The sequence below is a fragment of the Streptomyces humi genome, from assembly GCF_001005085.2.
In the GTDB taxonomy this organism is placed as follows: domain Bacteria; phylum Actinomycetota; class Actinomycetes; order Streptomycetales; family Streptomycetaceae; genus Streptomyces; species Streptomyces humi.
Window position 1 is genome coordinate 19,739 of the sequence record NZ_LBMU02000075.1, and the last position, 18,250, is coordinate 37,988.

The following is an 18,250-nucleotide window of genomic DNA, read 5'->3' on the forward strand; positions in this document are numbered from 1 at the left end:
TCGCGGGAAGACGGGCCCCTGTGACGCCGCCGGTCAGGCGCCGATGGCGTGCAGACCGCCGTCCACGTGGATGATCTCGCCGGTGGTCTTCGGGAACCAGTCGCTCAGCAGGGCGACGATGCCCTTGCCGGCCGGCTCCGGGTCCTTGAGGTCCCACTCCAGCGGGGAGCGGTGGTCCCAGACCGCGGCCAGGTCGCTGAAGCCCGGGATGGACTTGGCGGCCATGGAGCCGATCGGCCCGGCGGAGATGAGGTTGCAGCGGATGTTCTGCTTGCCCAGGTCACGCGCGATGTAGCGGCTGGTGGCCTCCAGGGCGGCCTTGGCCGGGCCCATCCAGTCGTACTGCGGCCAGGCGTACTGGGCGTCGAAGGTGAGGCCGACGACCGAGCCGCCGTTCTGCATCAGCGGCAGGCAGGCCATGGTCAGCGACTTCAGGGAGTACGCCGAGACGTGCATGGCGGTGGCCACGGACTCGAACGGCGTGTTCAGGAAGTTGCCGCCGAGCGCGTCCTGCGGGGCGAAGCCGATGGAGTGCACGACGCCGTCGAGGCCGCCGAGCTCCTCGCCGACCAGGTCGGCAAGGCGGCCGAGGTGCTCGTCGTTGGTGACGTCGAGCTCGATGACCTTGGTGGGCTTGGGGAGCTTCTTGGCGATGCGCTCGGTCAGCGTGGGCCGCGGGAACGCGGTGAGGATGATCTCCGCGCCCTGCTCCTGGGCCAGCTTGGCCGCGTGGAAGGCGATGGAGGACTCCATCAGCACACCCGTGATCAGGATGCGCTTGCCCTCGAGGATTCCACTCATGGTGATCAGTGACCCATTCCCAGTCCGCCGTCAACAGGGATGACGGCTCCAGTGATGTACGAGGCGTCGTCCGAGGCCAGGAACCGCACCGTCGCGGCGACCTCCTCGGGCTGCGCGTACCGGCCGAGCGGCACCTGCGCCACGATGCCGGCCCGCTGCTCGTCGGTGAGCACCTTGGTCATGTCGGTGTCGACGAAGCCGGGCGCGACGACGTTGAAGGTGATGTTGCGCGAGCCCAGCTCCCGGGCGAGCGACCGGGCGAAGCCGACCAGGGCGGCCTTGGAGGCGGCGTAGTTGGCCTGGCCGGGGCCGCCGTAGAGGCCGACGACCGAGGAGATGAGGACGACGCGGCCCTTCTTGGCCCGCAGCATGCCGCGGTTGGCACGCTTGACCACCCGGAAGGTGCCGGTGAGGTTGGTGTCGATGACCGAGGTGAAGTCCTCCTCGGACATCCGCATCAGGAGCGTGTCCTTGGTGATGCCGGCGTTGGCGATCAGGACCTCGACCGGGCCGTGCGCGTCCTCGATCTCCTTGTAGGCCTGCTCCACCTGCTCGGAGTCGGTGATGTCGCACTTGACGGCCAGGAAGCCGGCCGGCGGCTCGCCCGAGCGGTACGTGATGGCCACCTTGTCGCCGGCGTCGGCGAATGCACGGGCGATGGCGAGGCCGATGCCCCGGTTGCCTCCAGTGACGAGAACCGAGCGGCTCAACAGATCACCCTTTCGTTCGGTCTGACCACCCGCCCGGACAGCTGCGTGACAGGCGGCTTCATCGAAAACCTATCGGTCCGGCCATCCCGACGGGCAAGCGGGCACCGACAGTGGCTCGGGGGTGTCGCTGTCGGGTCCCTACAGAAAGGTCCGGCGCCGCCGCGAAACCTGTGGTCCGTACGGCCGCGGACGCGACATGATCGGACGGACAGGCCACGACAGCAGGGAGACCTCGGTGCCCCATACCATCGACGAAACCTTCACGGCACTTCCGCTACGGCCCCTGGCCGACGCCGCGCTGGCGCGGGCGCGGGCGCTGGGGGCCGAGCACGCGGACTTCCGGTTCGAGCGGGTGCGCAGCGCGTCCTGGCGGCTGCGGGACGCCAAACCGGCCGGCTCGTCGGACACCACCGACCTGGGGTACGCGGTCCGGGTGGTGCACGGCGGCACGTGGGGCTTCGCGTCCGGGGTGGACCTGACTCTGGACGCGGCCGCCCGGGTCGCCTCCCAGGCGGTCGCCATGGCGAAACTCTCGGCGCAGGTCATCAAGGCCGCCGGGTCGGACGAGCGGGTGGAGCTGGCCGACGAGCCGGTGCACGCGGACCGGACGTGGGTCTCGTCGTACGACATCGATCCGTTCACCGTTCCCGACGAGGAGAAGTCGGCGCTGCTCGCCGAGTGGAGCGCGCGGCTGCTGGCGGCGAAGGGGGTCAACCACGTCGACGCCTCGCTGCTCACCGTGCACGAGAACAAGTTCTACGCCGATACGGCCGGGACCGTGACCACCCAGCAGCGGGTGCGGCTGCACCCGCAGCTGACCGCCGTGTCCGTGGACGGGTCGAGCGGCGAGTTCGACTCGATGCGGACCATCGCACCGCCGGTCGGCCGCGGCTGGGAGTACCTCACCGGCACCGGCTGGGACTGGGACACCGAGCTGGAGCAGATCCCGGAGCTGCTCGCCGAGAAGATGCGGGCGCCGAGCGTCGAAGCGGGGCTCTACGACCTCGTGGTCGACCCGTCCAACCTGTGGCTCACCATCCACGAGTCGATCGGCCACGCCACCGAACTGGACCGCGCGCTCGGTTACGAGGCCGCCTACGCCGGCACCTCCTTCGCCACCTTCGACCAGCTCGGCAAGTTGAAGTACGGCTCCGAGCTGATGAACGTCACCGGGGACCGCACCGCCGAGCACGGGCTCGCCACCATCGGCTACGACGACGAGGGCGTCGCGGGCCAGTCCTGGGACCTGGTCAAGGACGGCACGCTCGTCGGCTACCAGCTGGACCGCCGGATCGCGAGGCTGACCGGCTTCGACCGCTCCAACGGGTGCGCGTACGCCGACTCCCCCGGGCACGTGCCCGTCCAGCGCATGGCCAACGTGTCGCTGCGGCCGGATCCGGCGGGCCTGGCCACGGAGGACCTGATCGGCGGGGTCGACCGCGGGATCTACGTGGTCGGCGACCGCTCCTGGTCCATCGACATGCAGCGCTACAACTTCCAGTTCACCGGCCAGCGGTTCTTCAGGATCGAGAACGGGCGGATCACCGGGCAGCTGCGTGACGTCGCCTACCAGGCGACGACCACCGACTTCTGGGGCTCCATGGCGGCCGTCGGCGGGCCGCAGACGTACGTCCTCGGTGGCGCCTTCAACTGCGGCAAGGCCCAGCCGGGGCAGGTCGCCGCCGTGTCCCACGGCTGCCCGTCGGCCCTCTTCAAGGGCGTCAACATCCTCAACACCACGCAGGAGGCCGGTCGATGAGCGCCCGTAGCACCAAGCCGCACGAGATCGTCGAGCGCGCTCTCGAACTGTCCCGGGCCGACGGCTGCGTGGTCATCGCCGACGAGCACTCCACCGCCAACCTGCGCTGGGCCGGCAACGCGCTCACCACGAACGGTGTCACCCGCGGGCGTTCGCTCACCGTGGTGGCGACCGTGGACGGCAAGGAGGGCACCGCCTCCGGTGTGGTGTCCCGCTCGGCCGTGACGCCGGAGGACCTGGAGCCGCTGGTCCGGGCCGCGGAGGCCGCCGCGCGCGGCGCCGGGCCCGCCGAGGACGCTCAGCCGCTGGTCACGGGCGTGCCGGAGGCGCCGGACTTCACGGACGCGCCCGCCGAGACCTCCTCCGCGGTGTTCGCGGACTTCGCCCCGGCGCTCGGTGAGGCCTTCGCACGCGCGCGTGCCGGTGGCCGCGAGCTGTACGGCTTCGCCAACCACGAGCTGGTGTCGACCTATGTGGGCACCTCGACGGGACTGCGGCTGCGGCACGACCAGCCGAACGGCACCCTGGAGCTGAACGCCAAGTCGCCGGACCGTACCCGGTCGGCCTGGGCCGGGCGGTCCACGCGGGACTTCAAGGACGTCGACCCGGGCGCGCTCGACGCGGAGCTGGCCGTACGGCTCGGCTGGGCCGAGCGGCGCGTGGAGCTGCCGGCGGGCCGCTACGAGACGCTGCTGCCGCCGACCGCCGTGGCCGACCTGCTGATCTACCAGCTGTGGTCGGCGTCCGGGCGGGACGCGGCCGAGGGCCGGACGGTGTTCTCCAAGCCGGGCGGCGGCACCCGGATCGGCGAGAGGCTGAGCGAGCTGCCGCTGACCCTGCGCAGCGACCCGAACGAGCCGGGTCTGGAGTCCGCGCCGTTCGTGGTCGCGCACTCCTCCGGCGGCGACCAGTCCGTCTTCGACAACGGGCTGCCGGTCGGCTCCACGGAGTGGGTCGCGGGCGGCGAGCTGAGGAACCTGACGACCACCCGGCACACCGCGGGTCTCACCGGGCTGCCGGTCGCGCCGGCGGGCGGCAACCTGATCCTGGACGGCGGCGCGGACCGCTCCCTGGAGGAGATGGTCGCCGGCACCGGGCGCGGGCTGCTGCTGACCTGCCTCTGGTACATCCGCGAGGTCGACCCGGCGACGCTGCTGCTCACCGGCCTGACCCGGGACGGCGTGTACCTGGTGGAGAACGGCCAGGTCACGGGGCAGGTGAACAACTTCCGGTTCAACGAGTCGCCGGTGGACCTGCTCGGCCGGGCCACGGAGGCCGGGCGCACGGAAAAGACGCTGCCGCGGGAGTGGGGCGACTGGTTCACTAGGGCTGCGATGCCCGCGCTGCGGGTGCCCGACTTCAATATGAGCTCTGTCAGTCAGGGCGTATAACCTCGTAGCCGGTGGTCGCACGACCGCCCGAACATCGTCCAAGGAGATGCGAGAACCGTGACGGACATCGTCGACGAGCTGAAGTGGCGGGGGCTGTTCTCCCTGTCCACCGACGAGGACGCTTTGCGCAAGGCGCTCGCGGACGGTCCCGTCACGTTCTATTGCGGTTTCGACCCGACCGCGCCGTCCCTGCACGTCGGGCACCTGGTGCAGGTGCTCACGGTGCGCCGGCTCCAGCAGGCCGGGCACCGGCCGCTGGCGCTGGTGGGCGGTGCGACGGGTCTGATCGGTGACCCCCGCCCGACGGCCGAGCGCACGCTGAACGACCCGGAGACGGTCGCCGGCTGGGTGGGGAAGCTCCGTGCCCAGATCGAGCCGTTCCTGTCCTTCGAGGGCGAGAACGCGGCCGTCATGGTCAACAACCTCGACTGGACCGAGGGGTTGTCGGCGATCGAGTTCCTGCGGGACATCGGCAAGCACTTCCGCGTCAACAAGATGCTGACGAAGGACTCCGTGGCCCGCCGCCTGGAGTCCGACCAGGGGATCAGCTACACGGAGTTCAGCTACCAGATCCTCCAGGGCATGGACTTCCTCCAGCTGTTCCGCCGGTACGGCTGCACGCTCCAGCAGGGCGGCAGCGACCAGTGGGGCAACCTCACGGCCGGGCTGGACCTGATCCACCGCCTGGAGCCGGGCGCCGAGGTGCACGCGCTGGCGACGCCGCTGATGACCAAGGCGGACGGCACCAAGTTCGGCAAGACCGAGGGCGGCGCCGTCTGGCTCGACGCCGAGATGACGACGCCGTACGCGTTCTACCAGTTCTGGCTGAACGTGGACGACCGGGACATCTCGACGTACCTGCGGATCCTGTCCTTCAGGTCCCGCGAGGAGCTGGAGGAGCTGGAGAAGCAGACCGAGGAGCGTCCGCAGGCTCGGGCCGCGCAGCGGGCGCTGGCCGAGGAGCTGACCACCCTGGTCCACGGGGCCGACCAGACCGCCGCGGTGATGGCCGCGTCCCGGGCGCTGTTCGGGCAGGGCGAGCTGGCGGAGCTGGACGACCGGACGCTGTCGGCGGCGCTGTCCGAGGTGCCGCACATCCGGGTGGCCGAGCTCGGTCCGGTGGTCGACCTGTTCGCCGAGGTCGGGCTGGTGGCCAGCAAGTCCGCCGCGCGGCGGACCGTGAAGGAGGGCGGGGCCTACGTGAACAACGTGAAGGTGACCGCCGAGGACGCGGTGCCCGCTGAGGCCGAGCTGCTGCACGGGCGGTGGCTGGTGCTGCGGCGGGGGAAGAAGAACCTGGCGGCCGTGGAGGTCGTGGGTTCCTAGACGCCGTAGGGGCGCGGGTGCGTCGCTGAGTGCCGGTGTGCCGTGGCCGGTCGCGCAGTTCCCCGCGCCCCTGACGGGGCACTCTCAAACCCGGTGTTTCCGCTTGCCCAGGGTCGCCATGTACGCCATGTCGCCGAGCGCCACGATGATGATCGCGGCGACCAGCTGGAAGAGGTGACGGGTCCAGTCGATGCCCGGTGTCGCCGCGACCCCGAAGGCGCGGGCGATCGCGTTGCCCGCGATGGCACCGAGGATGCCGAAGATCGTCGTCAGCCAGAGGGGGCTGTGCTGCTTGCCGGGGATGATCGCCTTCGCTATCAGACCCAGCACGAATCCCACGATGATCGCCCACAACCAGCCCATGGCTGCCTCCTCGTACGGCTCGACGTGAGCATTACGCCAAGTTTCGGCCCGGGGGCCGTACGGCGCATGTCGGTACCCCCGTACGCGGTACGGCGCAGGGCGTTCACGCAGGCAGGTGGGCGCCCCGGTCTCGAAGGCGGCGCAGGCGCGGCGTACCGTGGAGAGTGTCCCGGCCCGGTTCCCCGAGCGGGCGCGGACGGGGAACGGGCGGGGAAGGTCCGATGCGGGCGGATGGTGGATTGTGACGCGGAAGCAGCGCGGGGACGGCAAGGTCCAGGTGTTCCGGATCACCGGGGCCCGAACGGGCCTCGCGGAGGACGTGCGCGGCCGGCAGCGGAGGTACGTCATCTCGATGACGATCCGCACCCTGTCCGTGATCCTCGCGGCCACGTTGTGGAACGTCGAACGGTATGTGGCCGTCGTGGCGCTGGTGCTCGGCGCGTTGCTCCCCTATGTGGCGGTCGTCATCGCCAACGCGGGACGGGAGAGGCCGCCGTCGCTGCCGTCGACGTTCGGCGTCGCACCCACCCGGCTGATGATCACACCGCCGCGGGCCGAGGACAGCCATGACACCCAGGAGCGCCCGGAGTCGGTCTGAGCATCGGGAACGCCGCACAACCGGACGGCCGCCACCCACAAAGCTCAAGAAAAGCTCAGATCAATCGTGCTGTTCCAGTGCCGGGCCGAGGGTGACCCATGACATACTTCGTACGCGCTCCGCATCCCCCGTCGGAGCGACAGACCGACGCCGGGCAGCTCCCCCCGTGGCTGCTCGGCGTCGCCTTTTGAGGGGTTAGGGTCGTCGATGTGATCCCGAACGCCCCTGCCTCCGAACCCGGCTCCCCCGTCTGTTCCGCGAAGGGCTGCCGTGCCGCCGCGGTGTGGGTGCTGGCCTGGAACAACCCGAAGATCCACACGCCCGAGCGCCGGAAGACCTGGCTCGCCTGCGAGGAGCACCGGGAGCACCTTTCGCAGTTCCTGGGGGTGCGGGGTTTCCTCAAGGACGTCGTGCCGTGGCACGAGTGGGAGTCGGCCGAGTAGCCGGCCCTAGCCGCCGATCGCGGACATGGGCCGGTCGGGCTGGATGAAAGCGGGGTCGTCAAGACCAGCTCCCGCCTTCTTGCCCCACATCGCCAGCCGCCAGCGGCGGGCGATCTCCTCGTCCGGCGCGCCGGCACGGAGCGCGCCGCGCAGGTCGGTCTCCTCCCGCGCGAACAGACAGGTCCGTATCTGGCCGTCGGCGGTGAGACGGGTGCGGTCGCAGGCCGCGCAGAACGGCCGGGTGACGGAGGCGATGACGCCGACGCGGTGCGGCCCGCCGTCCACCAGCCAGCGCTCCGCCGGGGCCGAGCCGCGGTCGTCGGCGCCCTCGGGGGTGAGCTCGAAGCGGGTGCGGAGCGAGGCGAGGATGTCGCCGGCCGTCACCATCCGGTCCCGCTTCCAGCCGTGCTGGGCGTCCAGCGGCATCTGTTCGATGAAGCGCAGCTCGTAGTCGTGCGCCACCGCCCAGGACAGCAGGTCGGGGGCCTCGTCCTCGTTCAGACCCGGCATCAGGACCGTGTTGACCTTGACCGGGGTGAGGCCGGCGTCGTGGGCCGCGCGCAGGCCGTCGAGGACGTCCTGGTGACGGTCGCGGCGGGTGAGGGTCTTGAAGACGTCCGCCCGGAGGGTGTCGAGGGAGACGTTGACCCGGTCGAGGCCGGCCGCCTTCAGGGCCGTCGCGGTGCGCCGCAGGCCGATGCCGTTGGTCGTCAGGGACATCCGGGGGCGGGGGCGCAGCGCGGCCACCCGCTCCACGATGCCCACCAGGCCCGGGCGCAGCAGCGGCTCACCGCCGGTGAAGCGGACCTCCTCGACGCCCAGCAGGCGCACGGCGATGTCGACCAGGCGGACGATCTCGTCGTCCGTGAGCAGGTCGGGCTTGGCCAGCCACTGCAATCCCTCCTCGGGCATGCAGTACGTGCAGCGCAGATTGCACCGGTCGGTCAGCGACACTCGCAGGTCGGTGGCCACTCGGCCGTAGGTGTCGACGAGCACGTGGGCCCCCTCCCTCTTTCCCGCTTTCCGGACCAGTTCTCCGCCGTCACTTGTGAGCCTACGCGACGGCACTGACATCGTGAGGGGCCCGATGCCACGAGGTACGACGAGGCCGCGTCGTAGGACCCTACGATCCCGTCGACGCGGCCGGTCGTACGAAGCTCAGTGCGCTCCGGTGCCGGTCAGGGACCGCACCTCCAGCTCCGCGTACTTGGTGGCGTCCGGGGCCTCCTTGGACAGCAGGGTGCCCACGACGCCCAGGAGGAATCCGACCGGGATCGAGATGATGCCCGGGTTCTCCAGCGGGAACCAGTGGAAGTCGACGTCCGGGAACATCGACGTCTCCTTGCCGGACACCACCGGCGAGAACAGCACCAGGCCGACCGCGGTGACCAGGCCGCCGTAGATCGACCAGAGGGCTCCGGCGGTGGTGAACCGCTTCCAGAAGAGGCTGTAGAGGATGGTCGGCAGGTTGGCGGAGGCGGCGACCGCGAAGGCGAGGGCGACCAGGCCGGCGACGTTCAGGTCGCGGGCGAGGGCGCCGAGGACGATCGAGACCGCGCCGATGCCGACCGTGGCCCAGCGGGCCGCGCCCAGCTCCTGCTTCTCGGTGGCCTGCCCCTTCTTGATGACGTTGGCGTAGATGTCGTGGGCGAAGGAGGAGGACGAGGCCAGGGTGAGGCCGGCGACCACCGCGAGGATCGTCGCGAAGGCCACCGCCGAGATGGTGGCCAGCAGGATCGCGCCCCAGTTGGAGTCGACGCCGCCCAGGTGCAGGGCGAGCAGGGGGGCGGCGGTGTTGCCGGACTTGTTGGAGGCGATGATCTCGTCCGGTTTGATCAGCGCGGCCGCGCCGAAGCCGAGGGCGAGGGTCATCAGGTAGAAGGCGCCGATCAGGCCGATGGCCCAGAGCACCGACTTCCGGGCGGCCTTCGCGGTGGGCACGGTGTAGAAGCGGATCAGGATGTGCGGCAGGCCGGCGGTGCCGAGGACCAGGGCGATGCCGAGGGAGAGGAAGTCCAGCTTGCTGGTGCCGGTGGCGCCGTACTTGAGGCCGGGCTCCAGGAAGGCCGAGCCCTTGGCGCTGTTGTCGGCGGCCTTGCCGAGCAGGTCGGAGATGTTGAAGTTGAACTTGGCCAGCACCATGAAGGTCAGCAGCAGGGCGCCCGCGATCAGCAGGACGGCCTTGACCATCTGCACCCAGGTGGTGCCCTTCATGCCGCCGATGGTGACGTAGACGATCATCAGGACGCCGACCAGGGCGACGATGCCGATCTTGCCGCCGTCGCTGGTGATGCCGAGGAGAAGGGAGACGAGGACGCCCGCTCCGGCCATCTGGGCCAGCAGGTAGAAGATCGACACGACGATCGTGGAGGTGCCGGCCGCCGTACGGACCGGGCGCTGGCGCATCCGGTAGGCGAGCACGTCACCCATGGTGTAGCGGCCCGAGTTGCGCAGCGGTTCGGCGACCAGGAGGAGCGCCACGAGCCAGGCGACCAGGAAGCCGATCGAATAGAGGAAGCCGTCGTAGCCGAAGAGGGCGATGGCGCCCGCGATGCCGAGGAAGGACGCGGCCGACATGTAGTCGCCGGAGACGGCGAGGCCGTTCTGGAAGCCGGTGAACTGGCGGCCGCCCGCGTAGAAGTCGGCGGTGTCCTTGGTCTGGCAGCCGGCCCAGACGGTGATGACCAGGGTCGCGGCGACGAACACCGCGAACAGGGTGATGATCAGCGTCCGGTGCTCGCTCGCCTCGCCGGCGGCGAGCAGGGTGGTGTGCTGTGCGGGGCTCATGCGCCGCCCTCCATCCGGGACTTGATGGCCTCGGCCTTGGGGTCGAGCTCGGCGGCGGCGTGCCGGGCGTACCACCAGGCGATGAGGAACGTGGTGAGGAACTGGGCGAGGCCGAGTACCAGGGCCACGTTGATGTTGCCGACGACCTTGGTGCCCATGAACCCGTCCGCGTAGCTGGAGAGCAGGACGTACAGCAGGTACCAGGCGATGAAGGCGAAGGTCAGCGGGAAGGCGAAGGAGCGGTAGGAGTGCCGCAGTTCGGTGAACTCCGGACTCTGCTGCACCTCGGCGAACTCCTCGCCGGAAGGGTGCCGGGTCTGCGTGTTCGAGGGCGGTGGTGTCTCGGTAGCCACGGGCTCTCCTCGCGATACGGACATGCGGATTCTGACCTCACAGACGCTTGGATCAACCACCGCGAGTGACGGGAAGACTTCGGTGGGTGAGTCCGACAGGGGGCCTCGATCCTGCTGCGGCTCCCTGCCCAAGGTCACGGCGCCACGCGTGGACGGGTTCAACTCGCCCGGGTTCTTTCGGAAGTCGACCGCACGGCTCGTCTCCGGTCATTGCTGGCCGGTGAGTGCGGGAGATAGCTTCGGCCTGCCCCACCCGTCATGTACCTGCCCAAGCGGCTCCGCCGTCCGGGCGGGCCCGTTTTCGGTTGATGTTCCGGATGATGTGGAGACCCCATGGCTCATCTGCGTTCCAGACGCACGGCGGCGCTGGCCGTACCGGCCGTCCTGTCGCTGACCGCCTCGCTCGGCCTGCTGCCGGCGGCGCCGGTGGCGCGGGCGGCGGACGGCCCGAACCTGGCCTACGTCGTCAACACCAGGACGGACCACGGCACGATCGCGTCGGTACGACGGGCGATCGCCCGTGACGGCGGCACGGTCGTCGCCTCGTACGACAGGATCGGCGTGATCGTCGCGCACTCGGCGGACCCGGACTTCGGCACCGTGATGCGCGCGGTGCGCGGGGTGCAGTCGGCGGGCGCCACCCGGACGGCCCCGCTGAGCGCCACCGGGACCACGGACGAGGGCGCCGTGCAGGTCCTGTCGAAGGCCGAGGCCGCGAAGGCCGAGAAGAGCGCGGCGGCCGGCCAGGAGCCCCTGGAGGCCGACCAGTGGGACCTGCGGGCGATCGGCGCCGACAAGGCCGCCGCGATCGATCCGGGGAGCCGCTCGGTGACGGTGGCCGTCATCGACACGGGCGTCGACGACACCCACCCGGACATCGCCCCGAACTTCTCCGCCGCGCAGTCCGCCAACTGCGTGAGCGGCAAGGCGGACACCACGTACGGCGCCTGGCGGCCGGCGGACGCCGACCACTACCACGGCACGCACGTCGCCGGTGAGATAGCCGCCGCCCGGAACGGCATCGGCGTGGCCGGTGTGGCACCGGGCGTGAAGGTGGCGAGCATCACCGTGGCGCAGCCCGACTCGACACAGCTGTTCTACCCGGAGAGCGTCGTCTGCGCCTTCGTGTTCGCCGCCGACCACGGCGTGGAGATCACCAACAACAGCTACTACGTTGATCCGTGGCTGTACAACTGCATGGACGACCCCGATCAACGTGCCATCGTCGACGCGGTCAACAGGGCGCAGCTGTACGCCCAGCGCAAGGGCACACTCAACGTGGCCGCCGCGGGCAACTCCGACGACGACCTCGACGCGCACGCCCTGACGGACGACTCCAGCCCCGACGACTCGACGGCCACGACCCGCACGGTCGACCCGCACGAGTGCTTCGACGTGCCGACCCAGTTGCCCGGTGTGGTCACCGTGAGCGCGGTCGGCGTCACCGACGCCAAGTCGTACTACTCCAGTTACGGCCTGGGCGTCGTCGACGTGGCGGCGCCGGGCGGCGACAAGTACCAGATCCCGGACACGCCGTCGAAGAACGGCCGCATCCTGTCCACCCTGCCGAACGGCCAGTACGGCTTCCTCCAGGGCACCTCGATGGCGTCCCCGCACGTGGCCGCGGTGGCCGCGCTGCTGAAGTCCACCCATCCGCATGCCACTCCGGCCCGGTTGCAGGCCCTGCTCAAGGCCGAGGCGGACAACCCGGGCTGCCCGGCGGGCCCCTACGACGGGGACGGCGACGGTGTCGTGGACGCCGTCTGCGTGGGCGGCAAGCACGTCAACGGTTTCTACGGCTCCGGTGTCGTCGACGCGCTGCGCGCGGTCAAGTGACCACCGGAAGCCAGGACTTCCCGCACGGCACGCCCGTTCCGCGAACGAACCGGAGGCTCTTCCGCATGACTGTGTTCCAGCCGCGTCACCGCCGCGTCCTCGCCCTCCCGCTCGGCATGGCGATGGCCACCGCCCTCGCGTTCCTGCCCGACGTGTCGGCGTCGGCGGCCGACACCGGTGGCACCACCTCCCTCAGCGCCGCCGCCGCTGACGGCCCCTCCCTCAGCTATGTCGTCAACGTCCGTCCTGGACACGGCACTTCGGAGCGGGTTCAGAAGGCGGTCGAGCGGGCCGGCGGTTCGGTGGTGATCGCCTACGACGAGATCGGCGTGATCGTCGTCCACTCGTCGAACGCCGACTTCGCCACGGTCATCCGCAAGGTGCCGGGCGTGGACTCGGCCGGTGCCACCCGCAACGCGCCGCTCCCCGCCCAGTCGACCACCGACGTGGGCACGCCCCAGGTGCTCAGCTCCGAGCAGGTGGCCCGGGCGGACGCGCAGGCGACCGACGGTCAGGACCCGCTGGAGCCGTTGCAGTGGGACCTGCCCGCCATCAAGGCCGACAAGGCGCACGAGAAGACCCTGGGCAGCTCCAAGGTGACCGTCGCCGTCATCGACACCGGCGTCGACGACACCCACCCGGACATCGCCCCGAACTTCTCCGCCGCGCAGTCGACCAACTGCGTCTCGGGCAAGCCGGACACCACGTACGGCGCCTGGCGGCCGAGTTCGACGGAGAGCCCGCACGGAACGCACGTGGCGGGTGAGATCGCGGGCGCGAAGAACGGCATCGGCATCACCGGTGTGGCACCGGGCGTCAAGGTGGCGGGCATCAAGGTCGCCACCTCGCAGGGGTACTTCTACACGGAGGCCGTGGTGTGCGGCTTCGTGTGGGCGGCCGAGCACCACATCGACGTCACCAACAACAGCTATTACACCGACCCCTGGTACTTCAACTGCACCGACGACCCGGACCAGAAGGCGCTCGTCGACGCCATCACGCGGGCCTCCCGGTTCGCGGAGCACAAGGGCACCGTCAATGTGGCCGCGGCCGGCAACGAGAGCTACGACCTGGCCGCCGACTCGATCACCGACCCGGTCTCGCCGAACGACGGCACCCCCAGCGACCGGGTGATCGACCCGCACAAGTGCTTCGACATCCCGACCCAGCTGCCGGGGGTCGTCACGGTCGCTGCGACCGGGGCCAAGGATCTCAAGTCGTCGTTCTCCAACTACGGCCTCGGGGTCATCGACATCGCGGCGCCGGGCGGCGACTCGACGGCCTACCAGGCGCCGCAGGCCCCGGCCACCAACGGCTCGATCCTGGGCCCGCTGCCGGGCGGCCGCTGGGGCTACATGTCCGGCACGTCGATGGCGACCCCGCATGTCGTCGGCGTCGCCGCATTGATCAAGTCAACCCATCCGCACGCCTCCCCCGCCCTGGTGAAGGCCCTGCTGTACGCCGAGGCGACCGCCACACCGTGCACCGACCCGTACGACATCAACGGCGACGGCAAGGTCGACGCGGTGTGCGAGGGCTCGAAGAACCACAACGGCTTCTACGGGTGGGGCATCGCCGACGCGCTGGCGGCGGTGAGCAGGTAGCCCTGCCGGCCCGGACCGACTCATATTGATTCAATCAATCATGCATAGTGAAGTCATGACGTCAATCAACTATGCATGGTCGGTGCTGGGCGGCGATCCGGCACTGCCCGCGCGGGTCACGACCGTGGCCCGCGCGGGCACGCTTCCGGCCCGCCTGCCCGTACGACGGCTGGCCCGCGCGTGCGTGGGCGCGTGCGCGCTGGCCGCCGCCGAGCTGGGGGCCCGGCGGACCGGAACGGCTCAGGTGCCCGCGGTCCGGGTGGACGACGCGGCGGTGGCGGCGGCGTTCACCAGCGAGCGGCGGCTGCTGGTCGACGGGCGGGCGCCGGTGCCGTTCGCCCCGCTGTCGCGGTTCTGGCGCACGGCCGACGGCTGGGTGCGCACGCACGCCAACTATCCGCATCACAGGGCCCGGTTGCTGACCGCGCTGGAGCTGCCGGAGAACGCCTCCCCCGAGGACGTCGCGGCGCGGGTCGCCGAGCGGACCGCGGTGGCGGTGGAGGACGCCGTCCACGCCGCGGGCGGGCTCGCCGTGGCCCTGCGCTCCCCCGAGGCGTGGGCGGCGCACGAGCAGGCCGCCGAGGTGGCCGCGCGACCGCTGGTCGAACGAGGCCGCCTGGACGGCGCGGACGCGCGCGTGCTCGCGCCGCTCGCCGCCGGCACCGCCCCGCTGCTGCCGGCGGCCGGGGTCCGCGTCCTGGACCTGACCCGGGTGCTGGCCGGCCCGGTCGCGACCCGCACCCTGGCACTGCTGGGCGCGGACGTGCTGCGCCTGGACGCGCCGTGGCTGCCCGAACTCCCCGACCAGCACGCCGACACCGGCTTCGGAAAGCGCTCGGCCAGGCTCGACCTGACGACGGACCGGGCGGCCTTCGAGGAGTTGCTGGCCTCCGCCGACGTCGTGGTCACCGGGTACCGGCCGGGCGCCCTGGACCGGTTCGGACTCGCGCCCGAGGCGCTGGCGGAACGGCGGCCCGGGCTGGTCGTGGCCCAGGTCTCGGCGTGGGGCGGGTACGGGCCCTGGGGCGGCCGGCGCGGCTTCGACAGCCTGGTGCAGGCCGCCACCGGCATCGCCTGGACCGAGGGGCCCGCGGACCGTCCGGGCGCGCTGCCCGCGCAGGCGCTGGACCACGGCAGCGGGTACCTGCTGGCGGCCGGGGTGCTGCGGGCCCTGACCGAGCAGTCGTACGACGGCGGTGGCAGGTTCGTACGGCTGGCCCTGGCCCGCACCGCCCGGTGGCTCATGGCGGAACCGGAACCGGAGCCGGAATCGCAGCCGGGCGCGGGGGCCGACGAGGCGGTCCAGGCCTGCGGGACAGGTGCGGCCGGTGCGGCCGGTGCAGCCGGTGCCGCCGGTGCCGCCGGTGCGGCCGGTGGGGCGCACGAGGGGCCGGACGACTGGCTCGCCGAGACGGACAGCGCGCTGGGCCGACTGCGGTACGCACGACCGCCGTTGTCCTTCGCGGGCGGCCCGGCCGACTGGGCACGACCGCCGGCGCCGTGGGGTTCGGACGCCGCCCGCTGGGCATGACCGCGTGTCGGGGCCGCTGACGGCGCCGCCGTGGCCGATCAACCGGACGTGATCCGGTCAGCCGTTGGTGACGAGCACCTTCAGCGCGGTGCGCTCGTCCATCGCCTTGTAGCCGTCGGGCACCTCCTCGATGCCGACGGTGAGGTCGAAGACCGGGGACGGGTCGACCGTGCCGTCGAGGACGTCAGGCAGCAGGTCGGGGATGTAGGCGCGGACCGGGGCGACACCGCCGCGCAGCGCGATGTTCCGGTCGAACATGACGCTGAGGTCCAGGCCGGTGCCGCTGCCGTGCGGCACGCCGACGAAGCCGATGGCGCCGCCGTCGCGGGTGATCTCGACGGCCGTCCGCATGGACTGCTCGGTGCCGACGGCCTCGACGACGGCGTGCGCGCCCTGACCGCGAGTGAGCTCGCGGACGGCCGCCACGGCGGCGTCCCCGCGTTCGGCGACCACGTCGGTGGCGCCGAAGCGGCGTGCGATGTCGGTGCGGACCTCGTGCCGGCCGAGCGCGATGATCCGCTCGGCGCCCAGCCGCCTGGCGGCCAGCACGGCGCACAGGCCGACCGCGCCGTCCCCGACGACGGCCACCGTGGCGCCGGGACGGACCCCGGCGCCCAGGGCCGCGTGGTGGCCGGTGCCGAGCACGTCGGAGAGGGTCAGCAGGGCGGACAGCAGGTGGTCGTCGGAGGCCGCCTCCTTGGGCAGCTGGACCAGGGTGCCGTCGGCGAACGGCACGCGGACCGCCTCGCCCTGGCCGCCGTCGTAGCCCACGGAGCCCCAGAAGCCGCCGTGCTCGCAGGAGGTGGTGAGGCCCTCTCGGCAGTAGTCGCAGACGCCGTCGGACCACATGAAGGGGGCCACCACCAGGTCGCCGCGCCGCACGCCGGCCACCTCGGAACCGGTCTCCTCGACGACGCCGAGGAACTCGTGCCCGATGCGCTGTCCCGGCTGCCGGGCCGCCTCGCCGCGGTACGCCCACAGGTCGCTGCCGCAGATGCAGGCGCGCAGCACCCGTACGACGGCGTCGGTGGGCAGCTGCACCACGGGCTCGGGCACGTCCTCCACGCGCATGTCGTACGGGGCGTGGATGGTGGTGGCGCGCATGGCGAGGGTCCTTCTCGTGCGGTGTCGTGGCTGCGCTCAGGGGGTGGCCGAGCGCATCTCACGGTACGTCGTGGCCGGTGCGGGCCGCGCGTCGAGGGTGCCCCTTACCAGCAGGAACTGCGCGGCCGCGTAGGTGAGCATGATCCAGAAGTCGGGCCGGGGCGGTTGCGGCCAGTGGGCGACGCCGGTGGCGATGAGGGTGTCGGAGAGCACGAAGAGCGCGCCGCCGAGCCCGGCGGCCGGCCCCCTCCGGGTGGCGGCGGTGCACGCCATGGCGGTGAGCAGGGCGCTGTAGCCGGCGACGGGGACACGGAGGCCGGCCGGCAGGCCGGGCCAGAGCAGGGCGACCAGGGTGACGAGGGCGACGGCATAGCCGGCGACGAGCAGACCCGCACGCGCGTGGGGCCGCCCGAGGCGGCGGAACAGGACCAGGTAGCAGACGTGTCCGGCGGCGAAACAGGCCATGCCCGCCATGAACGCGGGGTCGGCGTCGGAGAGCAGCAGGACGTCGCCGGCCCAGCCGCACAGCAGGGCGGCGACGAGCGGCCGCGGGCCGCCCGAGCGGGCGGCGTACGCGGCGAGCAGGAGCATCAGCAGCGGCTTGGCGGCCAGATGCCCCGGGCGGAAGCCGGCGGCGAGGCAGCCGAGGTCGGTGACGACGGCGAGGACGAAGGCGGTGCGCAGCGCCCGGGTCGCCGTCACGCGGCCACGGACTCCTCCGTCTGTGCCACGGCGGGCGCGGGCGCCCATCCAGGCCCCCGGAACACCCGCCCGGCCCGCTCCCGCCAGCTGCGGGCCGCCTTCAGGTCCCTGCCGATGGCGAGGTACTCGTGAGTCGCCACCTTGATCGGGTTGAACGTGTTGATGTTCTTGGTCAATCCGTACACGGGTCGCTCGACCTCGGGCACCCAGGACCCGAACAGGCGGTCCCAGACGATGAGGATGCCGCCGAAGTTGCGGTCCAGGTAGCCGCCCTGGGAGGCGTGGTGCACGCGGTGGTGGGACGGCGTGTTGAAGACGAACTCGAACCAGCGGGGCATCTTGTCGATGCGTTCGGTGTGGATCCAGAACTGGTAGACGAGGTTCGCGGAGGAGCAGAACGCGAGCGCGGCCGGGTGCACGCCGGCGGCGACGAGCGGGACGTAGAACGGCCACACGGTCAGCGAGGTCCACGGCTGGCGCAGCGCGGTGCTCAGGTTGAACTTCTTGCTGGAGTGGTGGACGACGTGGCAGGCCCACAGGACGCGGATGACGTGGTGGCCGCGGTGGGACCAGTAGTAGAAGAAGTCCTGCCCGAGCAGCATCAGCGGGACCGTCCACCACAGGACGGGCACGCGCAGCGGGGTGAGTGCGTACACGCCCGAGTAGATCGTGACGATGGGGATCTTCCAGACGAAGTCGAACACGAGCGACCCGAGCCCCATGCCGATGCTGGTGGCCGCGTCCTTGGTCTCGTACCCGGCGGCATCGTCGTCGGGATGGATGCGGTAGCTGATCACCTCGATCACGGTGAGCAGCACGAAGGCGGGTATCGACCACAGCACGACATCGGGCAGGTTCGGCATGGGGGCACCGTAGATCCGCTGGTCGGCTGCCGCTAGACGTTGTTACCCACAAGTATCACCAGCGGTACGCGCTTGCTTG

17 protein-coding genes are annotated in these 18,250 nt (G+C 71.3%); 8 read left to right on the forward strand and 9 right to left on the reverse strand.

Annotated elements, in window-relative coordinates:
• Nucleotides 1–33 precede the first annotated feature (33 nt).
• Nucleotides 34–801, reverse strand: coding sequence for an enoyl-ACP reductase FabI (fabI, locus tag AAW13_RS30015; RefSeq protein WP_046727988.1), 768 nt, complete (start codon nucleotides 799–801; stop codon nucleotides 34–36).
• A gap of 5 nt (nucleotides 802–806) precedes the next feature.
• A complete protein-coding gene (fabG, locus tag AAW13_RS30020) occupies nucleotides 807–1,511 on the reverse strand; it encodes a 3-oxoacyl-[acyl-carrier-protein] reductase (protein WP_046727987.1) in 705 nt (234 codons plus the stop codon).
• A 196-nt stretch (nucleotides 1,512–1,707) separates the two neighbouring features.
• On the opposite strand from fabG, the gene AAW13_RS30025 reads away from it, so the two are divergent.
• Genes AAW13_RS30025 through tyrS form a run of 3 tightly spaced genes read left to right on the forward strand, consistent with a single transcriptional unit; the run spans nucleotide 1,708 to nucleotide 5,987 of the window.
• The gene (locus AAW13_RS30025; RefSeq protein ID WP_420855502.1) at nucleotides 1,708–3,270 is read left to right on the forward strand and encodes a TldD/PmbA family protein; all 1,563 of its coding nucleotides are present in this window, start codon (nucleotides 1,708–1,710) and stop codon (nucleotides 3,268–3,270) included.
• A complete protein-coding gene (locus tag AAW13_RS30030; protein WP_046727986.1) occupies nucleotides 3,267–4,661 on the forward strand; it encodes a metallopeptidase TldD-related protein in 1,395 nt (464 codons plus the stop codon). The genes AAW13_RS30025 and AAW13_RS30030 overlap by 4 nt, the downstream gene beginning before the upstream one ends.
• Nucleotides 4,662–4,718: 57 nt before the next feature.
• Nucleotides 4,719–5,987: a tyrosine--tRNA ligase gene (gene tyrS, locus AAW13_RS30035; protein ID WP_046727985.1), complete on the forward strand. Its 1,269-nt coding sequence runs from the start codon at nucleotides 4,719–4,721 to the stop codon at nucleotides 5,985–5,987.
• A gap of 84 nt (nucleotides 5,988–6,071) precedes the next feature.
• On the opposite strand, the gene AAW13_RS30040 is transcribed toward tyrS, so the two are convergent.
• The gene (locus AAW13_RS30040) at nucleotides 6,072–6,350 is read right to left on the reverse strand and encodes a GlsB/YeaQ/YmgE family stress response membrane protein (RefSeq protein WP_046727984.1); all 279 of its coding nucleotides are present in this window, start codon (nucleotides 6,348–6,350) and stop codon (nucleotides 6,072–6,074) included.
• Nucleotides 6,351–6,591: 241 nt separating this feature from the next.
• Here AAW13_RS30040 and AAW13_RS30045 point away from each other — a divergent pair, with 241 nt between their 5' ends.
• Nucleotides 6,592–6,948: a DUF3099 domain-containing protein gene (locus AAW13_RS30045; RefSeq protein WP_046727983.1), complete on the forward strand. Its 357-nt coding sequence runs from the start codon at nucleotides 6,592–6,594 to the stop codon at nucleotides 6,946–6,948.
• A 209-nt stretch (nucleotides 6,949–7,157) separates the two neighbouring features.
• Nucleotides 7,158–7,391 (forward strand): hypothetical protein, encoded by a 234-nt coding sequence (locus AAW13_RS30050; RefSeq protein WP_046727982.1) that lies wholly within the window; start codon nucleotides 7,158–7,160, stop codon nucleotides 7,389–7,391.
• 6 nt (nucleotides 7,392–7,397) lie between these two features.
• Here AAW13_RS30050 and moaA read toward each other — a convergent pair whose 3' ends face one another.
• From moaA to AAW13_RS30065, 3 genes are all read right to left on the reverse strand, one after another.
• Nucleotides 7,398–8,387 carry a GTP 3',8-cyclase MoaA gene (gene moaA, locus AAW13_RS30055; protein ID WP_046727981.1) on the reverse strand — a complete coding sequence of 330 codons (990 nt, stop codon included), beginning with the start codon at nucleotides 8,385–8,387 and terminating at the stop codon, nucleotides 7,398–7,400.
• Nucleotides 8,388–8,549: 162 nt separating this feature from the next.
• Nucleotides 8,550–10,178 carry a solute symporter family protein gene (locus tag AAW13_RS30060; protein WP_046727980.1) on the reverse strand — a complete coding sequence of 543 codons (1,629 nt, stop codon included), beginning with the start codon at nucleotides 10,176–10,178 and terminating at the stop codon, nucleotides 8,550–8,552.
• A complete protein-coding gene (locus tag AAW13_RS30065) occupies nucleotides 10,175–10,531 on the reverse strand; it encodes a DUF485 domain-containing protein (RefSeq protein ID WP_046727979.1) in 357 nt (118 codons plus the stop codon). The genes AAW13_RS30060 and AAW13_RS30065 overlap by 4 nt, the downstream gene beginning before the upstream one ends.
• Before the next feature lie 333 nt (nucleotides 10,532–10,864).
• On the opposite strand from AAW13_RS30065, the gene AAW13_RS30070 reads away from it, so the two are divergent.
• The 3 genes from AAW13_RS30070 (at nucleotide 10,865) to AAW13_RS30080 (ending at nucleotide 15,502) form a co-directional block, all read left to right on the forward strand.
• The gene (locus AAW13_RS30070; protein ID WP_046727978.1) at nucleotides 10,865–12,367 is read left to right on the forward strand and encodes a S8 family serine peptidase; all 1,503 of its coding nucleotides are present in this window, start codon (nucleotides 10,865–10,867) and stop codon (nucleotides 12,365–12,367) included.
• Between the two features lie 65 nt (nucleotides 12,368–12,432).
• On the forward strand, nucleotides 12,433–13,971 hold the full coding sequence (locus AAW13_RS30075; protein WP_046727977.1) for a S8 family peptidase: 1,539 nt from the start codon (nucleotides 12,433–12,435) through the stop codon (nucleotides 13,969–13,971).
• A gap of 55 nt (nucleotides 13,972–14,026) precedes the next feature.
• A complete protein-coding gene (locus AAW13_RS30080; protein WP_046727976.1) occupies nucleotides 14,027–15,502 on the forward strand; it encodes a CoA transferase in 1,476 nt (491 codons plus the stop codon).
• A gap of 57 nt (nucleotides 15,503–15,559) precedes the next feature.
• On the opposite strand, the gene AAW13_RS30085 is transcribed toward AAW13_RS30080, so the two are convergent.
• From AAW13_RS30085 to AAW13_RS30095, 3 genes are read right to left on the reverse strand one after another with little or no spacing between them, the layout of a single operon-like run.
• Nucleotides 15,560–16,606 carry a zinc-dependent alcohol dehydrogenase family protein gene (locus AAW13_RS30085; RefSeq protein ID WP_046727975.1) on the reverse strand — a complete coding sequence of 349 codons (1,047 nt, stop codon included), beginning with the start codon at nucleotides 16,604–16,606 and terminating at the stop codon, nucleotides 15,560–15,562.
• Between the two features lie 36 nt (nucleotides 16,607–16,642).
• Nucleotides 16,643–17,356 (reverse strand): lysoplasmalogenase, encoded by a 714-nt coding sequence (locus AAW13_RS30090; RefSeq protein WP_079179028.1) that lies wholly within the window; start codon nucleotides 17,354–17,356, stop codon nucleotides 16,643–16,645.
• Complete coding sequence (locus tag AAW13_RS30095; protein WP_046727973.1) at nucleotides 17,305–18,171, reverse strand: sterol desaturase family protein; 867 nt, start codon at nucleotides 18,169–18,171, stop codon at nucleotides 17,305–17,307. Before AAW13_RS30095 ends, AAW13_RS30090 begins: the two co-directional genes overlap by 52 nt.
• Between the last annotated feature and the right edge of the window lie 79 nt (nucleotides 18,172–18,250).